At 52.2% G+C, this 16,548-nt stretch carries 13 protein-coding genes; 7 read left to right on the forward strand and 6 right to left on the reverse strand.

The window, feature by feature from the left end:
• Positions 1-24 precede the first annotated feature (24 nt).
• The 5 genes from G461_RS0100625 to G461_RS0100645 all read right to left on the reverse strand — a co-directional run bounded on the left by G461_RS0100625 (position 25) and on the right by G461_RS0100645 (position 4,484).
• A complete protein-coding gene (locus tag G461_RS0100625; RefSeq protein WP_026970349.1) occupies positions 25-1,260 on the reverse strand; it encodes a cystathionine gamma-synthase family protein in 1,236 nt (411 codons plus the stop codon).
• A gap of 110 nt (positions 1,261-1,370) precedes the next feature.
• The gene (locus tag G461_RS0100630; RefSeq protein ID WP_026970350.1) at positions 1,371-2,093 is read right to left on the reverse strand and encodes an ABC transporter permease; all 723 of its coding nucleotides are present in this window, start codon (positions 2,091-2,093) and stop codon (positions 1,371-1,373) included.
• Between the two features lie 2 nt (positions 2,094-2,095).
• Positions 2,096-2,797, reverse strand: coding sequence for an ABC transporter permease (locus tag G461_RS0100635; RefSeq protein WP_026970351.1), 702 nt, complete (start codon positions 2,795-2,797; stop codon positions 2,096-2,098).
• A gap of 47 nt (positions 2,798-2,844) precedes the next feature.
• A complete protein-coding gene (locus tag G461_RS0100640; protein ID WP_026970352.1) occupies positions 2,845-3,609 on the reverse strand; it encodes a transporter substrate-binding domain-containing protein in 765 nt (254 codons plus the stop codon).
• A 104-nt stretch (positions 3,610-3,713) separates the two neighbouring features.
• Positions 3,714-4,484 carry an ABC transporter ATP-binding protein gene (locus tag G461_RS0100645; RefSeq protein ID WP_026970353.1) on the reverse strand — a complete coding sequence of 257 codons (771 nt, stop codon included), beginning with the start codon at positions 4,482-4,484 and terminating at the stop codon, positions 3,714-3,716.
• An 827-nt stretch (positions 4,485-5,311) separates the two neighbouring features.
• On the opposite strand from G461_RS0100645, the gene G461_RS0100650 reads away from it, so the two are divergent.
• The 4 genes from G461_RS0100650 to rlmA all read left to right on the forward strand — a co-directional run bounded on the left by G461_RS0100650 (position 5,312) and on the right by rlmA (position 10,869).
• A complete protein-coding gene (locus G461_RS0100650; RefSeq protein ID WP_026970354.1) occupies positions 5,312-6,832 on the forward strand; it encodes a DUF3360 family protein in 1,521 nt (506 codons plus the stop codon).
• Between the two features lie 124 nt (positions 6,833-6,956).
• Entirely contained in the window at positions 6,957-9,239 is a 2,283-nt protein-coding gene (gene pflB, locus G461_RS0100655; protein WP_026970355.1) for a formate C-acetyltransferase, read from the forward strand.
• A 95-nt stretch (positions 9,240-9,334) separates the two neighbouring features.
• Positions 9,335-10,075: a pyruvate formate lyase 1-activating protein gene (pflA, locus tag G461_RS0100660; protein ID WP_026957303.1), complete on the forward strand. Its 741-nt coding sequence runs from the start codon at positions 9,335-9,337 to the stop codon at positions 10,073-10,075.
• Positions 10,075-10,869 (forward strand): 23S rRNA (guanine(745)-N(1))-methyltransferase, encoded by a 795-nt coding sequence (gene rlmA / locus G461_RS0100665; RefSeq protein WP_026970356.1) that lies wholly within the window; start codon positions 10,075-10,077, stop codon positions 10,867-10,869. The genes pflA and rlmA overlap by 1 nt, the downstream gene beginning before the upstream one ends.
• Positions 10,870-10,899: 30 nt before the next feature.
• Here the strand turns inward: rlmA and yfbV are convergent, their stop codons facing one another.
• Positions 10,900-11,340: a terminus macrodomain insulation protein YfbV gene (gene yfbV, locus G461_RS0100670; protein ID WP_026970357.1), complete on the reverse strand. Its 441-nt coding sequence runs from the start codon at positions 11,338-11,340 to the stop codon at positions 10,900-10,902.
• Positions 11,341-11,742: 402 nt separating this feature from the next.
• Between yfbV and G461_RS0100675 the strand changes: the two genes are divergently transcribed.
• The 3 genes from G461_RS0100675 (at position 11,743) to G461_RS0100685 (ending at position 16,412) form a co-directional block, all read left to right on the forward strand.
• Complete coding sequence (locus G461_RS0100675; RefSeq protein WP_026970358.1) at positions 11,743-12,945, forward strand: acetate kinase; 1,203 nt, start codon at positions 11,743-11,745, stop codon at positions 12,943-12,945.
• A gap of 60 nt (positions 12,946-13,005) precedes the next feature.
• Positions 13,006-15,141 carry a phosphate acetyltransferase gene (gene pta / locus G461_RS0100680; protein WP_026970359.1) on the forward strand — a complete coding sequence of 712 codons (2,136 nt, stop codon included), beginning with the start codon at positions 13,006-13,008 and terminating at the stop codon, positions 15,139-15,141.
• Between the two features lie 137 nt (positions 15,142-15,278).
• The gene (locus tag G461_RS0100685) at positions 15,279-16,412 is read left to right on the forward strand and encodes a glycoside hydrolase family 53 protein (RefSeq protein WP_035478757.1); all 1,134 of its coding nucleotides are present in this window, start codon (positions 15,279-15,281) and stop codon (positions 16,410-16,412) included.
• Positions 16,413-16,548: the final 136 nt, after the last annotated feature.

Here is a 16,548-nt window from a genome sequence, read left to right on the forward strand (position 1 = left end):
AGGCGGCTACTAGGCCGCCTTCGTTTATAGCGCCTCTAAGGCCAGCTTGAAGTCATCCAACAGGTCCTGTTGGTCTTCAATGCCAATCGAGCAACGAATCATATTCTCGCTGATCTGAGCGGCCTGGCGTGCTTGCAAGCCCATCTCGTAGTAGATGGTTTGCGCTACTGGCAGCGCGAGGGTGCGATTGTCGCCCAAGTGGGTGGCGTTTAACACCAGATGCAAGCTATCCAAAAAGGCCACTGGCTGATACGTATCTAACAGATCGAAGCTGACCAAGGCACCAAAGGCGCTGAACAACGATGCCGCACGTTGATGCTGAGGATGCTCCGCCAGCCCCGGATAATACACGCGCGCCACTTTAGGGTGCGCTGCCAGCATCTCGGCCAACGCTTGGGCGTTGTCGCACTGGCGCTGCATGCGCAGTGCAAGGGTCTCCACGCCCATCGAAAGCTTATGGGCCGACTCCGAGCTCAAACAGCCACCAAAGTCACGCAGGCCCTTTTTCTTGATCTGATTGAGCCCCCACAACATGGGATCGCCCTTGCGATAACCTTCGAAGATATTCGGGTAGCCCTGCCAGTCATATAGCCCGGTGTCGCTCACCGAGCCCCCCAAGACTGCACCATGACCACCGACATACTTGGATAAGGAGTTGATAATCAAGCTGGCACCCACCGATTTGGGTTGGAATAGCAGTGGGCTGGTTAGGGTGTTATCGACCACATAGATCCAGCTGTGCTGCTGGCAAAGCTCGCCAATACCTTTCAGGTCGGCAATCTGAGTGGCCGGATTGGCGATGGTTTCGACAAACACCAGTTTGGTGTTTTCTTGAGCGCAGGCTGCGATATTGGCGGCATCGGTTGCATCCACTAAGCTGACCTCTACCCCAAAGCCGCGTAAGGTGCCAAACACACTGCTGGTATTACCAAACAAGTGGCGGCTTGCAATGATATGGTCGCCCGCCTTAAGCAGGGTAATAAAGGTAGTGGTAATCGCCGCCATACCACTGGCAAACAGTAAGCAGCCAACAGATTGCTCCATCATCGCCAGCTTACCTTGCAGATAATCGAGCGTGGGAGTGGATTGGCGCGAATAGGCATGGCCGGTTTGCTTGCCTTGAAATACATCCACCAAATCCTGGCTCTGGGCATAGGCATAGGGCACTGAGGCATGCACTGGCGCATGAACACCACCGAACTCAACGCCCTGCATACGGTCGTAATGGACAATCTTGGTGGTGAGGCCGTTAAGTTTCATAGGATTCTCCGTTTTGGTTTCCAAAAAGCGGGTTTCGAAAAAGCTGGTTGAAAAAAGTTAGCTGTGAAAAAGTCTGTCGCGAAAAAAAGGGGCTGACGCCCCTTTTTCAATTAACTCGATAATGGCCTCAGATGGCGGTGCCAACGTTTCTCCCACTGCTTGAAGCCAAACACCAATATAAAGGTCAGGCACAGATAGATTAACGCAGCAAAGGTAAAGGCCTCAAATGGCGCATAGTACCTTGCATACACATCTCGGGCTGCACCGGTAATATCAATGATGGTTACCACGCTGGCGATCGAGCTGGCATGCAGCATAAAGATCACCTCGTTGCTGTACGCAGGCAGAGCCCGGCGAAACGCGCTCGGCAGGATAATCCGGCGCATGCACTTACCGCGCGACATACCGTAGGCCATGGCCGCTTCAATCTCGCCTCGTCCGGTCGCCACAATCGCACCACGGAAGATCTCGGTGGTATAAGCGGCGGTGTTCAACACAAAGGCAAACAAGGTCGGTACATAGGCTTCACGCACGATAGGCCAGAACATCGATTGCTGAATGCCATCGATGTAGGCCACCCCGTAGTAGATGATATACAGCTGGATAAGCAGGGGGGTGCCGCGGAAAATGTAGGTGAATAGCCATACACTGCGATTCACCAGCCAGTTCTCGGAGGTACGCAAGATGGCCAGCGGTATCGCCAGCACTAAGCCGATAATCAGCGATAGGAATACCAGTTGTACCGTCATCACCAAGCCATCCCAGTACTCAAGTACTGTGCTCAAGGTGAAGATGTCGTTATTGGCGAGCAGCTGCTCGATTGTTTCGTACATCGTTACGCCCTCACCACACCAGCACTAAAGCGGATTTCCAGCCGTTTCAGCACATATTCAGACACACTGGTCAGCGCCAGGTACACCGCAGCCACCGGAATAAAGAACAGGAAGGGTTCATGCACCGCTCCAGCGGCTTCTTTTGCCAGGCGAACCATGTCTTCGAGTCCAATCACCGATACCAGCGCGGTGGTTTTAACCAGCACCAACCAGTTATTACCAATGCCGGGAATCGCATGGCGAATCATCTGCGGCACGGTAATCCGTTTAAACACCTGCCACGCTGACATACCATAAGCGCGTCCGGCTTCGATTTGCCCGTGTTCCACCGCAAGGAAAGCACCGCGGAAGGTCTCGCCCATATAGGCGCCAAAGATAAAGCCAATGGTGGTAACACCCGCGACAAACTCATTGATGTTGATGTAAAAATCGATGCCATAGCGATCGTAAAGCACATCGGAAAAGGCATTTACACCAATTTGAGCACCAAAGAAGATCAGCAGCATCAGCACCAGATCGGGTACCCCGCGGATAACCGTGGTGTACACCATGGCGATGCCATTTAGCACTTTGTTCTTGGACAAACGCGCCACTGCAGCGAGCATTCCCAACAACAAAGCAATAAATAGAGAGAGGAAGGCCACTTCTAAGGTTAGGATCGCGCCCTTAAAAATTGCCGGGCCGTAGCCGTGAAGGTCTAACATAGTTTGGATCTCAGCTTAGGGCGGTCTCCCGCCCTTGTCGCTTAGGGTTACTTCTTGATGCTGTAATCGAAGTACTTGGCGTTGATTTCGTCGTAAACACCGTTTTCTTTCACGGTTGCCAGAGCCTTGTTAAACATCTCAATCAAATCGGTATCACGCTTACGCGCTGCAACACCTACGCCTTCACCTAGCTGAACGTTATCGCCCAGTACTTTGTAGGCATCGCCGCCATCGGCTTCGATAATGGTGCTAACGCCCACTGGGTAATCCAGTACCACTACGTCAAGACGGCCGCCACGTAGGTCATTTACCAGGTCATCACCAGCGGTGTAGCGTTTGATTTCAGCCACGCTGCTGTAGTTCTCGGTGGCGTAAACGTCTTGGATGGTACCGCGTTGTGCACCTACACGTAGGCCTTTCAAGGTTTCTGGGTTGAATGGGTCTACGTTAATCGCTTGAGGGCCAAAGAAGCCAGTTGGTGTGTTGTAGTATGCTTCAGAGAACAGTACTTTTTTGGCACGCTCTTCGTTGATAGACATTGATGAGAAGATCGCGTCGTATTTGCGCGCCAACAGACCCGGGATAATGCCATCCCATGCCTGTACAATCCACTCACACTTCACCTGCATCTCTTCACACACTGCGTTACCAAGATCAATCTCGAAACCAGTCAGTGAACCATCTGGCGCGCGGTATTCAAAAGGTTCATAAGGTACGTCAACGGCTAAACGAACCACGTCCCAGTCTTTAGCTTGAACGGCGGTGCTTGACAGAACGACTGCTCCAAATAGAGCGACCAGTGTTTTCTTCATTGTTTTCTCCATGTGTTTGCTTTAAGTACCGGACTGGGTTGCCGCGATACTTCTTCCCTAGTTAGTAATAGTAGTTTTTATCGATATTTTTAAGAATTTTGGGCTTAGTATTTCGGTGCTAAGAATTGCTTCATCCGCTCGGAGTCGGGGTTGTTAAACACCTTGTCGGGCGTGCCCTGCTCCTCTACGATGCCTTGATGTAAGAACATCACGTGATTGCTCACGTCACGGGCAAAGGCCATCTCGTGGGTCACCACCACCATAGTGCGTCCCTCTTCAGCCAGTGAGCGCATTACCTTAAGCACTTCACCTACCAGCTCCGGGTCGAGAGCAGATGTGGGTTCATCAAACAACATCACCTCAGGGTCCATGGCCAAAGCACGCGCGATGGCTGCACGCTGCTGCTGACCGCCAGACATATGCGCCGGGTAGTAGTCGCGACGCTCATAGAGGCCTACTCGCTCTAGTAACTCTTTAGCGTGCTCAGTGGCCTCGGCCTTGCTTTTGCCAAGTACGTGGATGGGCGCTTCGATGATGTTCTCTAGTACGGTCATGTGTGACCACAGGTTAAAGCTTTGAAATACCATCGACAGGCGCGAGCGCATATGCTCAACCTGACGCTTGTCGGCGGGTGCTCGTTCGCCATTGCGCAGTTGCTTAAATGCTAAATGTTCGCCGTGAACGTAAATCTCACCTTGAGTGGGGATCTCAAGCAGGTTCATACAGCGAAGGAAAGTACTCTTACCAGAACCGGAAGAGCCGATGATAGATATCACATCACCTTTGTGCGCGGTTAAATCGATGCCTTTAAGCACCTCATGTTCACCAAAGGTTTTATGCACATTACGCGCTTCTAATGCCGCAGTTTGACTCATTCTGTTCCTTGTCTTTGCAAGCCGGTTACCGCGCCTGCAAAAGCGAGGCTCAGATCACACTATAAAGTGTTTTGGCATGACAACTCTATTATTCCCAATGATTAGAAAGCTACCACTGTAATCCGGCAAACTCAACATTTTGTGGCGCAATCTCACAATTTCAGCCTAGATTATGTTCTATTTCCAATCAACCGCCGGATATTTATATTCATTTTGAGTGCATATTACTTCGATTAAGGTCTTATCTTCACTCACTACCAGTTGCGCGTAATTCACTCTATTTTGCCTTTATATAGAATCTCGCCTTTTACTTAGGGCACGTTGTTGGTGTGTTATTTTTTTGTAAACGCAGCAATTGCTTATTTTCCTGAGAGGCCTAAATTTGGTAAGTAACTTACAATCAAAAATCCCTAGCGTTTGCTGTCTTATCCAAAATAAGCAGAATTACGTAGTAAAATTACTTACTATTTGGCGATTATTGATCTTGATCAATCTTTGAAATCTAACGGCTTTGCTACAATTTCCGCCAACGATGCTAAAAGGTATTGCTTACAATTGGATCTTTGTTAAGCATTAGTAGCTAAACTTGGCGTAGTCTGCTGAAAAATGTTCGAAAGGCTCTAGATTCAACTTACCAATAACGCATGTTAAAACGTCGTCCAACTGGCCAAAAGATGAGCTGTATTCATCGCTTTTGACCACTGGGCTAAATTTGTACGGATTACAAGATTACAATTTGTTTCAGAGAAGGATCTCGCATTAGCCCAGGGCAAAATTGGCTCAGAAGATCTGCATCTGATCCAGCGTACTAAAACACTGAGGATAATATGTCTACAAACGCACATCAGCGTCGAGATGCAGAAGAAAAAACCTATCAGGAGCTTCACCGCCCCGCGTCAGAGTTTGACAGCCGCTCTGACTATCTGGATCACGAACTGCAAATCATGAAGCCGCGACGCTGGTCGCTCAACCTGCCAGGCCGTGATTTTCGCTTTGAATGGGAAGATCTGGTTCCCGCCATCGCCGGTACTATCGGCATTATTGCCATGTACTCTGCGGTGATGTCATCTTGGGCCGAAGCCCTCACCGCCAAATATGAGTGGGTAAACCTCGGCAAAGACTTTGCCATTGAAGTGGCCCGGGTGGAGATGTTAATCCCCGCGCTGCTATTTTGCGTGCTTGCCTCGGGTTTCGTTAACCCACGCGCCAACTTGGCCGGTAACCACGGCCCGATGATCCCAATGATTGCCGGTATCGCACTGGCCGGCGCTCACCCTCTGGCCTTGGCCATCTTGATTGGCGTGTTCGGCCTGCTACTTAGCTACCTCAAAGGCGGCTCCAAGCTGGTTAACTTAACCTCGCAAGGTGTAGCCGGTGGTTTGCTGGTTTACTTAGGCTTTACTGGCTCGATGAGCCAGATTGGCGAGGTTCAAAAATGGGCCAATGGCCTGGAAGGCGAGATGGGCTATGTGGGCCTGATCGTGTTGTTCGCCACTATCGTGTTGTATGCGGTTCTCGCCAAGCTCGGTAAACGCTGGCTGGCTATTCCACTATGTGCCGTAACCGGCCTGATAATCGCGCTGGTGTGTGGCGCAGGCTTTGACTTGGTATTTGAAACCCAAGTTGGCCTGCCTAACCTGAACCCGGTTTACTGGTGGGGCTCGCAAGAGCACGGTTGGATGCTCGGTCTGCCCAACCTGCAACAGTTTATTGCATCGCTGCCATTCGCTATTTTGGCGGTTGCCATGTGGTCTCCCGACTTTTTGGGACACCGCATCTTCCAAGAGCTGAACTACCCCAACAAAACCGACAAGGTATTGATGGACGTGGATGACACTATGACCGTGTGTTCAGTACGCCAAATGGTCGGTACTGCAGTCGGTGGCGGTAACATCACCTCAAGCTGGGGTACCTATATGATCCCCGCGGCCATCGCAAAACGTCCGATTCCGGCCGGCGCCATCGTATTGGGCGTACTGGTTATGACCATCGCCGTATTGGGCTTCCCGATGGATGTGGCAGTATGGCCACCGGTGATGCGCGTTGCCCTGCTAGTAGGGGTATCGCTGCCGCTTTTGGAAGCCGGCATGCAGATGATTAAAGACGCAAAAGATTCACAATCTGCGGGTATTTGTGTATTCGCAGCGATGGTGACCAACCCGGTTTTGGCTTGGGCACTAACAATGGCACTGGACAACAATGGTTTGATCGGCGATAAAGAGCGCCCGAAAGCCCTGAGCTATATTGACCGGGTTATTATTCCTGTATCAGTACTGCTGATCTGTTTAGCCGCAATGCTCGCGGTTGGCATGCTTGAAAGACAGTATGGCATTCCGGCTTTGTTGTAACAGTTTCGGTTTAACTTCGCTCGGCCCTATACTACCGAGTGAGTAAAAGATAAGCGGCGCGGTCGCGTCGCAGTGTGGCGACACACGTTTTACATTTGTATACCAACTATAGGTGGGACAAAACATGGCAGATAAGAACGACGTTTTTGCAAGCGCTTGGGAAGGCTTTGCCGCCGGCGACTGGCAAAATGAGGTTAACGTTCGTGACTTTATTCAGAAAAACTACACCCCATATGAAGGTGATGAGAGCTTCCTAGCAGGTGCTACCGAAGCGACCGACGCCCTGTGGGACAAAGTCATGGAAGGCATTAAAGAAGAAAACCGCACCCACGCGCCGGTAGACTTCGACACCTCAGTTATTTCAACCATTACTGCTCACGATGCCGGTTACATCAACAAAGACCTGGAAACCATCGTAGGTCTGCAAACTGAAGCGCCTCTGAAACGTGCCATCATCCCTAACGGTGGTATCCGCATGATCGAAGGTTCTTGTAAAGCCTACGATCGCGAACTTGACCCACAAGTTTCTAAGATCTTCAGCGAGTACCGTAAGACTCACAACCAAGGTGTATTCGACGTATACACTGGCGACATCATGAAGTGTCGTAAGTCTGGTGTTCTGACTGGTCTGCCAGATGCTTACGGCCGTGGTCGTATCATCGGTGACTACCGTCGCGTAGCGCTATACGGTATCGACTTCCTGATGGCTGACAAAGCTAAACAGCACAAGTCTTTGGAAAAAGACCTAGTAGGCGGCGAGACTCTGGCTGAAACCATTCAACTGCGTGAAGAGATCTTCGAGCAGTACCGTGCTCTGGACCAAATCAAGCAGATGGCAGCGAAATACGGCTGTGACATCTCTGGTCCTGCTACCAACGCTCAAGAAGCTGTTCAGTGGACCTACTTCGGTTACTTGGCTGCGGTTAAGTCGCAAAACGGCGCAGCAATGTCGTTTGGTCGTAACACCACCTTCCTGGATATCTTCATCGAGCGTGATATCGCTGCGGGTAAACTGACCGAGCAACAAGCGCAAGAGCTGATCGACCACTTGGTGATGAAGCTACGTATGGTTCGCTTCCTACGTACCCCTGAGTACGATGAGTTGTTCTCTGGTGACCCAATCTGGGCAACCGAGTCTATGGGTGGCATGGGCACCGACGGCCGTACCCTGGTTAGCCGTACTGCGTTTCGCTTCCTGAACACCCTGTACACCATGGGCCCATCTCCAGAGCCAAACATCACTGTACTGTGGTCAGAGCAACTGCCAATTAACTTTAAGAAATACTGTGCCAAGGTTTCTATCGACACTTCGTCTATCCAGTACGAGAACGATGACCTGATGCGTAACGACTTCCAAAACGACGACTACGCAATCGCATGTTGTGTATCGCCAATGGTTGTTGGTAAGCACATGCAGTTCTTCGGCGCCCGCGCAAACTTGGCTAAAACCCTGCTGTACGCAATCAACGGCGGTGTTGATGAGAAGCTGAAGATGCAGGTTGGTCCTAAGTCTGACAAGATCACCGACGAAGTTCTGAACTTCGACGACGTGATGGGTCGTCTGGACACCTTCATGGATTGGCTGGCTGAGCAATACGTGACTGCACTGAACTGCATCCACTACATGCACGACAAGTACAGCTACGAAGCTTCTCTGATGGCGCTGCACGATCGTGACGTTCGTCGCACCATGGCGTGTGGTATTGCCGGTCTGTCTGTTGCAGCTGACTCTCTGTCTGCTATCAAGTTCGCGACTGTTAAGCCAGTACGTGACGAAGACGGAATCGCAGTAGACTTCGACATCGAAGGCGAGTATCCGAAGTTCGGTAACAACGACGACGCGGTTGACGCTATCGCGGTTGACCTGGTTGAGCGCTTCATGAACAAGATTCGTAAGCTGAAAACCTACCGCAACGCGATTCCAACTCAGTCTGTACTGACCATTACTTCTAACGTTGTATACGGTAAGAAGACCGGTACTACTCCTGATGGTCGTAAAGCTGGCGCGCCATTCGCTCCAGGTGCTAACCCAATGCACGGCCGTGACGAGAAAGGTGCTGTAGCGTCTCTGACTTCGGTAGCAAAACTGCCATTTGCTAACGCGCAAGACGGTATCTCTTACACCTTCTCTATCGTACCTAACGCACTGGGTAAAGATGATGACACTCAGAAGACCAACCTGGCTGGTCTGATGGACGGTTACTTCTACCACAACGCTGACGTAGAAGGTGGTCAACACCTGAACGTTAACGTAATGAACCGTGAGATGCTGATGGACGCGATGGAAAACCCTGAGAAATACCCTCAGCTGACCATCCGTGTATCAGGTTACGCAGTACGCTTTAACTCTTTGACCAAAGAGCAACAGCAAGACGTAATCACCCGTACCTTCACTCAAAGCATGTAATTGCCTTGAGTAGTTTCGGCTAAGCCGATACTGCGGTTATAATAAGCCCCGGCCAAATTTGGTCGGGGCTTTTCTTTTTTGAGGTAGAAAACTTAATGGCAACTGTTGGACGTATCCACTCCACCGAATCATGCGGAACCGTTGACGGACCCGGTATCCGATTTATTGTTTTTACGCAGGGCTGCTTGATGCGCTGCCAGTACTGCCATAACCGTGATACCTGGGATCTGCACGACGGCAAAGAAGTGACTGTCGATCAGATCATGAATGACCTGCGCCCTTACCGTAACTATATGAATGCCAGCGGCGGCGGTGTCACTGCCAGCGGTGGCGAAGCGATGCTGCAGCCTGAGTTTATTCGCGACCTGTTCCGCGCCTGTCAGGCGGAAGGCATCCACACCTGTCTTGATACCAACGGCTATATCCGCAAGCACACCGATGTGGTTGACGAGGTGATGGAAGCCGCCGATCTGGTGATGCTCGACATCAAACAGCTTAACGATGATGTGCACAAAACCTTGGTTGGCGTAAGCAACAAGCGGGTACTGGACTTCGCCAAGTACCTCAACCAAATCGGCCAAACCACTTGGATCCGCTATGTGGTGGTACCGGGTAAGAGCGACGATGATGAGTCGGCCATTGCACTGGGCGAGTTCATCAAAGACTTCGATAACGTTGAGAAGATTGAGATGCTGCCCTACCACGAGCTGGGCAAACACAAGTGGACCGCCATGGGCGAAGAGTACCCATTAGCCGGCGTGAAGCCGCCTTCGAAAGAGACCATGGAACGCCTGCAGGCAATCCTCAAGCGCTACCACGATAACGTGATCTTTTAATGCTGCTCTGCCCTATCTGTCAAAGCCCACTCACGCTTACCAATAAGCAGTGGGCTTGTGTTAACCGCCACAGCTTCGATGTCGCCAAAGAAGGTTATGTGAACCTGCTGGCGGTGCAGCATAAGCGCTCCAAGAATCCCGGCGACAATGCCGATATGATTCAAGCGCGCCAGCAGTTTATGCATGGCGGGCACTACCAGTTTTTGGCAGACGCCATCTGCGCCCAACTCGGCGAAGTCAACGCGAACACCCTACTCGACTTAGGCTGTGGTGAAGGCTACTTCACCGAGGCGATGTTTGCCTCACTCAAGCCAGCGCAGCTGTTCGCCATTGATATCTCTAAGGCCGCGGTACGCCTGGCGGCCAAGCGCCAGCCTGAGATAAACTACTTGGTGGCCAGTAACCACCGTATTCCCTTGCCGGAGCAAAGCGTTGATGTCGCAGTGCGAGTGATGGCACCCAGTCAGCTCAGTGAGCTGCAGCGGCTGATCAAACCGGGCGGCCATCTGTTGATTGTGCGTCCCGGCGCGCGTCACCTTTATCAGCTCAAACAGCAGATCTACCAAGATGTGCGCTTGCATGATGAGCAGGCCGATGAGCTTGAGGGCTTCCAGATTCAAGAGCAACGCAAGGTTGGCGCCGAGCTCACCCTTGACCAAGCAGCCATGGGCCAACTGGCCAGCATGACCCCCTTCGCTTGGCGCAAGACCGACAAACTAAAAGAGGCCTTGCAAAGCAAGACCTCTTTTGAAATGAGTGCAGCGTTTGTGCTGGACTGGTATCAGCGGGACTAAGCAGCTAGTCCCCATCATTAGGGCGCTGTTCTAGTCATCCACCAAGAAGCTTTTATCAAAGCGACGAAATGCTGCGTTGAGCGCCTCAGCCAGTTCAAAATAGCGCGGCTGAGTGGCTGCGGGGGCCAGCTGCACACCAGCCTCTGCCAGCTTCTCGTGCAGTTCGCGATACCAGCTGGCTAAGCTACGTGGCAGATGGGTGTTGGCGCGTTGGCCTAACCAGAATAGACCGTGCAGGGGCATCAGGAATACCACCATAGCCATCATCACGGCCTGTGGCAGTAGCTCATGCATACCCGCCGAGAACGGCAGGATAACGGTCAGGACAGCAATTGCGGGCATGGTTTTCATTGCCAGCGTAGTGGCGGCAATCACCCGATTCTCGGGGAACATGGGAGCCAATACACGCTGCGCCGGCCACTTTTTCATATATGCCCGGCCATCACGAACCCGCTCAGAAAAATTTGCCATTCTCTACCCCTTATCCAGACCTTTTTTCAACAACTTACCAGGGCGTTAGCCGCCACTGTGATTACTGTAAACCTCAAACAAACCCGCTCAGTCAGAGTTTAAAAATTGACCTTCGCCAATTCACAGTAAAATAACGAAAAATAATCGCTTTTCAGACAATAACACCGGTATTTTTGGCAAATCATTTCATGTATTATTCACCGCGGTGATACGACTGTCTCTCATTTTTCTTTGTCCTAAGTGTAGCTCGTCTGCGCAATAGGCACTAGCTGAAATAAAATCGCTGTATTACCCGCGCTCCAAGCGAGGTTCGAACGTTCCTGCACGTTGGCCGTGATTACCCGGTCAGACCTCCATCTGCGTCTATAATTGAACAAATTTAACCCCATAGGTATACGTAACATGAGCAAAAAGCTTGTCCTGGTCCTGAACTGTGGTAGCTCCTCTCTTAAATTCGCTGTTTTAGATGCCCAAACGGGTGAAGAAGCTATTACCGGTCTGGCCGAGTGTTTCAACCTTGAAGATGCCCGCATTAAATGGAAAGCGGACGGTCAAAAGCAGGAAGCTAATCTGAGCGCTTACTCCGCTCACCGCGAAGCCATCGAGTTTATCGTTAAAGAGATCCTGGAGCCTCGCCCAGAAATCTTGGCTGACATCGTGGCAGTAGGTCACCGTGTTGTGCACGGCGGCGAGAAATTCACCAAGTCAGCCATCATCGATGATGCTGTTGTTGCTGGTATCGAAGAGTGCTCTTCACTGGCACCGCTGCACAACCCAGCAGCCCTTATCGGTATTCGTGCTGCCCAAGCTTGTTTCCCAAGCCAGCCGCATGTTGCTGTTTTCGATACTGCTTTCCATCAGAGCATGCCTGAAAACGCTTACCTATACGCACTGCCATACAAGCTGTACCGCGAGAAAGGCGTACGTCGTTACGGCATGCATGGTACCAGCCACCTGTACGTAAGCCGCGCTGCTGCCGAAGCACTGAACAAGCCGGTTGAAGAGCTGAACATTATCACCGCTCACTTGGGCAACGGTGGCTCTATCTGTGCTATCAAAAACGGTAAAAGCGTTGACACCAGCATGGGTATGACCCCGCTGGAAGGCCTGGTAATGGGTACCCGCTCTGGTGATATCGATCCAGCCATCATCTTCCACTTGGTTGACCGCGAAGGTTACACCCTGGAAGAGGTGAACAACATGCTGCACAAGCAGTCTGGCCTGATGGGTCTGACTGAAGTTACTAGCGACTGCCGCTTCGTAGAAGACGGCGTAGCAGAGGGTAACGAAGTTGCGATCCGTGCAATGGACGTATTCTGCTACCGCATCGCTAAGTACATCGCGTCTTACTCTGCCTCTTTGGATGGCAAGCTGGACGCACTGGTATTCACCGGTGGTATCGGTGAAAACGCCGCCCCTATTCGCTCTCAGGTAATCAAGCAGCTGGCGCTGTTGGGCTTCGAATGTGATGAAGAAGCAAACCTGAAAGCGCGCTTCGGTGGTGAAGGTAACATTGCAACGGCTAACAGCCGTCCTGTTCTGGTTATCCCAACCAACGAAGAATTGGTCATTGCCCGCGACGCGGTAGCACTGACTCAGCAATAACAAAGGCAAGGTGGAGTACGCTCCACCTTTTTTCTGCTAATCACAAATAGAGGTACAGCAGTGGCTCGTACAATCATGCTTATCCCAGTAGGAGAAGGTGTTGGCGTCACCTCCGTAAGCCTAGGGATGGTTCGCGCAATGGAACGAAATGGCGTTAACGTCAATTTCTTCAAGCCTATTGCCCAGCCAAAATCTCGGGAATCTGGTCCAGAGCGCTCCACCGCAATTATTCGTCAAGGCTCTAACATCGTTCCACCCGAGCCGTTCACCAAGGCGCACGCTGACAACCTGATCAGTGCCAACCTGGTAGACGACCTGCTTGAAGGAATCGTTGCTCGTTTCAATTCTGGTACTCGCGGTGCCGAAATTGTTGTTGTTGAAGGTCTGGTTCCGACTTCGGACACCCCTTATGCCAATAGCATCAACTACGGTATTGCTAAAGCACTGGATGCAGACATGGTGTTTGTTACCAACCCTGGTAGCGATACCTCTCAGCAGCTCAAAGAGCGCATGGAGATTGCCTGCAACAACTTCGGTGGCCTGAAGAACAAACGCATCATCGGCTGCATCATGAACAAGGTAGGCGCGCCTATCGATGCCCATGAAATGACTCGCCCAGATCTGACCGAAATGTTCGACACCAAGGCTGGTCAAAGCACCAACCTTGAAGTGCTGCAGATGTTCGGTAAGAGCCCACTGCGCATCCTAGGTTGCATTCCATGGAGCGCTCCGCTGATTGCTCCACGTGCCCGCGACCTGGCGACTCACCTGGATGCGACCGTTATCAACGAAGGCAACATGGACACCCGTCTGGGCCGTGTCACCTTCTGTGCACGCTCTATTCCCAACATGGTTGAGCACTTCAACGCAGGAAGCCTGTTGGTAACGTCTGGCGACCGCTCAGACGTTATCGTGTCAGCGTGTTTGGCTGCGATGAACGGCGTGAAGATTGGCGCCCTGCTGCTTACCGGCGGCTACCAGCCAGAGCCACAGGTTATCGACCTGTGTAAGCGCGCGTTTGAAACCGGCCTACCGGTGATGCTGATTGAAGCCAACACTTGGCAGACCTCGTTGGCACTGCAAAGCTTCAACACCGAGATCCCGGTAGATGACTCACAGCGTATCGAACTGGTTCAAGACTACGTGGCTGGCCACATCGACAAGCACTGGATTGAGTCACTGACTTCAACCTCTGCACGAACCCGTCGCCTGTCTCCACCGGCCTTCCGTTACCAGTTAACTGAGATGGCTCGTGAAGCGAACAAGCGCATCGTACTGCCTGAAGGCGATGAGCCGCGTACCATCGCTGCTGCCGCTATCTGTGCTGAGCGCGGTATTGCGCAACCGGTACTGCTGGGTAACGTTGAAGACGTACAGCGTATTGCCGCGCAAGAAGGCGTGATCTTGGGTGATGGCGTGACCATCATCGACCCAGTGAGCATCCGCGAGAAGTACGTAGCGCCAATGTGCGAGCTGCGTAAGAGCAAAGGCCTGACCGAAGTAGTAGCCCGCGAGCAACTAGAAGACAACGTGGTACTGGGTACCATGATGCTGGCTCAAGGCGAAGTAGACGGTCTGGTATCTGGTGCGGTTCACACCACTGCCAACACTATTCGTCCGCCGCTACAGCTGATCAAGACCGCCCCGGGTTACAACCTGGTAAGCTCAATCTTCTTCATGCTGCTGCCAGACCAAGTACTGGTATACGGTGACTGTGCGATCAACCCAGACCCAACTGCTGAGCAGCTGGCTGATATCGCCATCCAGTCTGCAGAATCTGCGACTGCCTTCGGTATCGACCCACGCGTTGCGATGATCTCTTACTCGACTGGTAGCTCAGGCACCGGCTCTGATGTAGAGAAAGTACGCGAAGCGACCAAGATTGCTCAAGAGCGTCGCCCTGATCTGGTTATCGATGGTCCGCTGCAGTACGACGCAGCAATCATGGAAAACGTAGCCAAGAGCAAAGCACCAAACAGCCCAGTTGCAGGTAAAGCGACCGTGTTCATCTTCCCAGACCTGAACACCGGTAACACCACCTACAAAGCGGTACAACGTAGTGCTGACCTGATCTCTATCGGTCCAATGCTGCAAGGTATGGCGAAGCCAGTGAACGACCTGAGCCGTGGCGCCTTGGTTGACGACATCGTCTACACCATCGCACTGACTGCGATTCAGGCGAGCCAGGCTAAGTAAGCCTCTCGATTGCCGACAAGCCGGAGCAACTGCTCCGGCTTTTTTGTAGCTAGTGCACAGCTTTCACCAAAGCCGCTACTCCCCTATCCCGCGCCATGCTAGTAATGCGTATACGATTCAATAGCTTAACTAAGCGCATGCCCTACCTGTTTAACCTTGCCGCCTTGCTGCTCATGCTGTCCTTTGGCAGCTCGGCGTCATCATCAATGCGCTTTGGCGCCGATCTCTCTTACATCAATCAAGTCGAGGACTACGGCGGGCGCTACTACCATAACGGCGAGCCGCGTGACCCCTACGCCTTGTTCGCAGAGCATGGAACCGAGATGATTCGGCTGCGGCTGTGGCACAGCCCAGATTGGCATGACGAGCTAGAAGGTGCCAGTGGCAAGCTCTACAGCGATTTGGCTGATGTGATGCATAGCGCCGCCCGTGCCAAGCAACAAGGTATGCAGGTACTGCTTAACTTTCACTACTCCGATAGCTGGGCCGATCCTCAGCACCAAGACATTCCCAAGGCCTGGCAAGCTATTCGCGAACTAACTGAGCTTGAGCAGCAGGTGTATCAGTACACCTATGACACCCTCGAGCGAATGGCGGGCAAGCAGCTGCTTCCCGAGGCGGTGCAAATCGGCAACGAAACTAACTGCGGCATGCTCTATACCAACAGCCCTGCCCATTTTCCCAAGCTGTCAGTCTGTGACGGGCACTGGCTAAACGCCGGTCGCATTTTCAACGCCGCGATCCGCGCGGTGCGTGATATCGACCAAAAGTATCGGCAAGACACCATAGTGCTGCTGCATGTGGCCGATCCCGCCCATCTGGCATGGTGGTTTGAGGGCATCACCAAGCAGGCCAAGGTAGATGACTTTGATGCCATTGGCTTTTCCTACTACCCGCTATGGCACAGCAGCATTAGCTTTGATGCCCTGCCCGAGGTATTGCAGGCCATTAATCAGCGCTTCGAGCGTCCGCTATGGCTACTCGAGACAGCGTACCCACACACCCGGCAGGCCAACGATAGCTACCCCAACCTACATGGCGATGCACCACTAGCTGCCTTTCCAGCAAGTCCCGAGGGGCAGCTAGCCTTTTTGCAAACGCTTAGGCGCAACTTGGCACAGTCGGGCACCGAGGCGATGTTCTACTGGGAGCCGGGTTGGATAAGCTCGAACATGCGAGACTTATGGGGCCAGGGCTCGTCGTGGGAGAATTGCGCCTTCTTTGATTACCAAGGAGAGCTGCTACCGGCCATCACTTATCAACAGGAGTGAGGGCAAAGTTAAGTGGCATGTTGATAGCACTGCGGGATCCGCTCAGAGCAAAGCGGATTTGCCGCTGGCGCTATGTATGATGGGCGTTTTCACGCATAGGGTGGCCGCAGTGAGCAAGCGCTTAGCCAGAGTCTAC

The sequence above is a fragment of the Aliagarivorans marinus DSM 23064 genome (assembly GCF_000429485.1).
GTDB lineage: Bacteria > Pseudomonadota > Gammaproteobacteria > Enterobacterales > Celerinatantimonadaceae > Aliagarivorans > Aliagarivorans marinus.

Excerpts from the sequence above, each read along its gene's own strand:
- G461_RS0100625 (WP_026970349.1), bottom strand. The coding sequence starts at position 1,260 with ATGAAACTTAACGGCCTCACCACCAAGATTGTCCATTACGACCGTATG.
- yfbV (WP_026970357.1), bottom strand. The coding sequence starts at position 11,340 with ATGGCAAATTTTTCTGAGCGGGTTCGTGATGGCCGGGCATATATGAAA.
- G461_RS0100645 (WP_026970353.1), bottom strand. The coding sequence starts at position 4,484 with ATGAGTCAAACTGCGGCATTAGAAGCGCGTAATGTGCATAAAACCTTT.
- G461_RS0100685 (WP_035478757.1), top strand. The coding sequence starts at position 15,279 with ATGCCCTACCTGTTTAACCTTGCCGCCTTGCTGCTCATGCTGTCCTTT.
- pflA (WP_026957303.1), top strand. The coding sequence starts at position 9,335 with ATGGCAACTGTTGGACGTATCCACTCCACCGAATCATGCGGAACCGTT.
- G461_RS0100635 (WP_026970351.1), bottom strand. The coding sequence starts at position 2,797 with ATGTTAGACCTTCACGGCTACGGCCCGGCAATTTTTAAGGGCGCGATC.
- G461_RS0100650 (WP_026970354.1), top strand. The coding sequence starts at position 5,312 with ATGTCTACAAACGCACATCAGCGTCGAGATGCAGAAGAAAAAACCTAT.
- pflB (WP_026970355.1), top strand. The coding sequence starts at position 6,957 with ATGGCAGATAAGAACGACGTTTTTGCAAGCGCTTGGGAAGGCTTTGCC.
- rlmA (WP_026970356.1), top strand. The coding sequence starts at position 10,075 with ATGCTGCTCTGCCCTATCTGTCAAAGCCCACTCACGCTTACCAATAAG.
- G461_RS0100675 (WP_026970358.1), top strand. The coding sequence starts at position 11,743 with ATGAGCAAAAAGCTTGTCCTGGTCCTGAACTGTGGTAGCTCCTCTCTT.
- G461_RS0100640 (WP_026970352.1), bottom strand. The coding sequence starts at position 3,609 with ATGAAGAAAACACTGGTCGCTCTATTTGGAGCAGTCGTTCTGTCAAGC.
- G461_RS0100630 (WP_026970350.1), bottom strand. The coding sequence starts at position 2,093 with ATGTACGAAACAATCGAGCAGCTGCTCGCCAATAACGACATCTTCACC.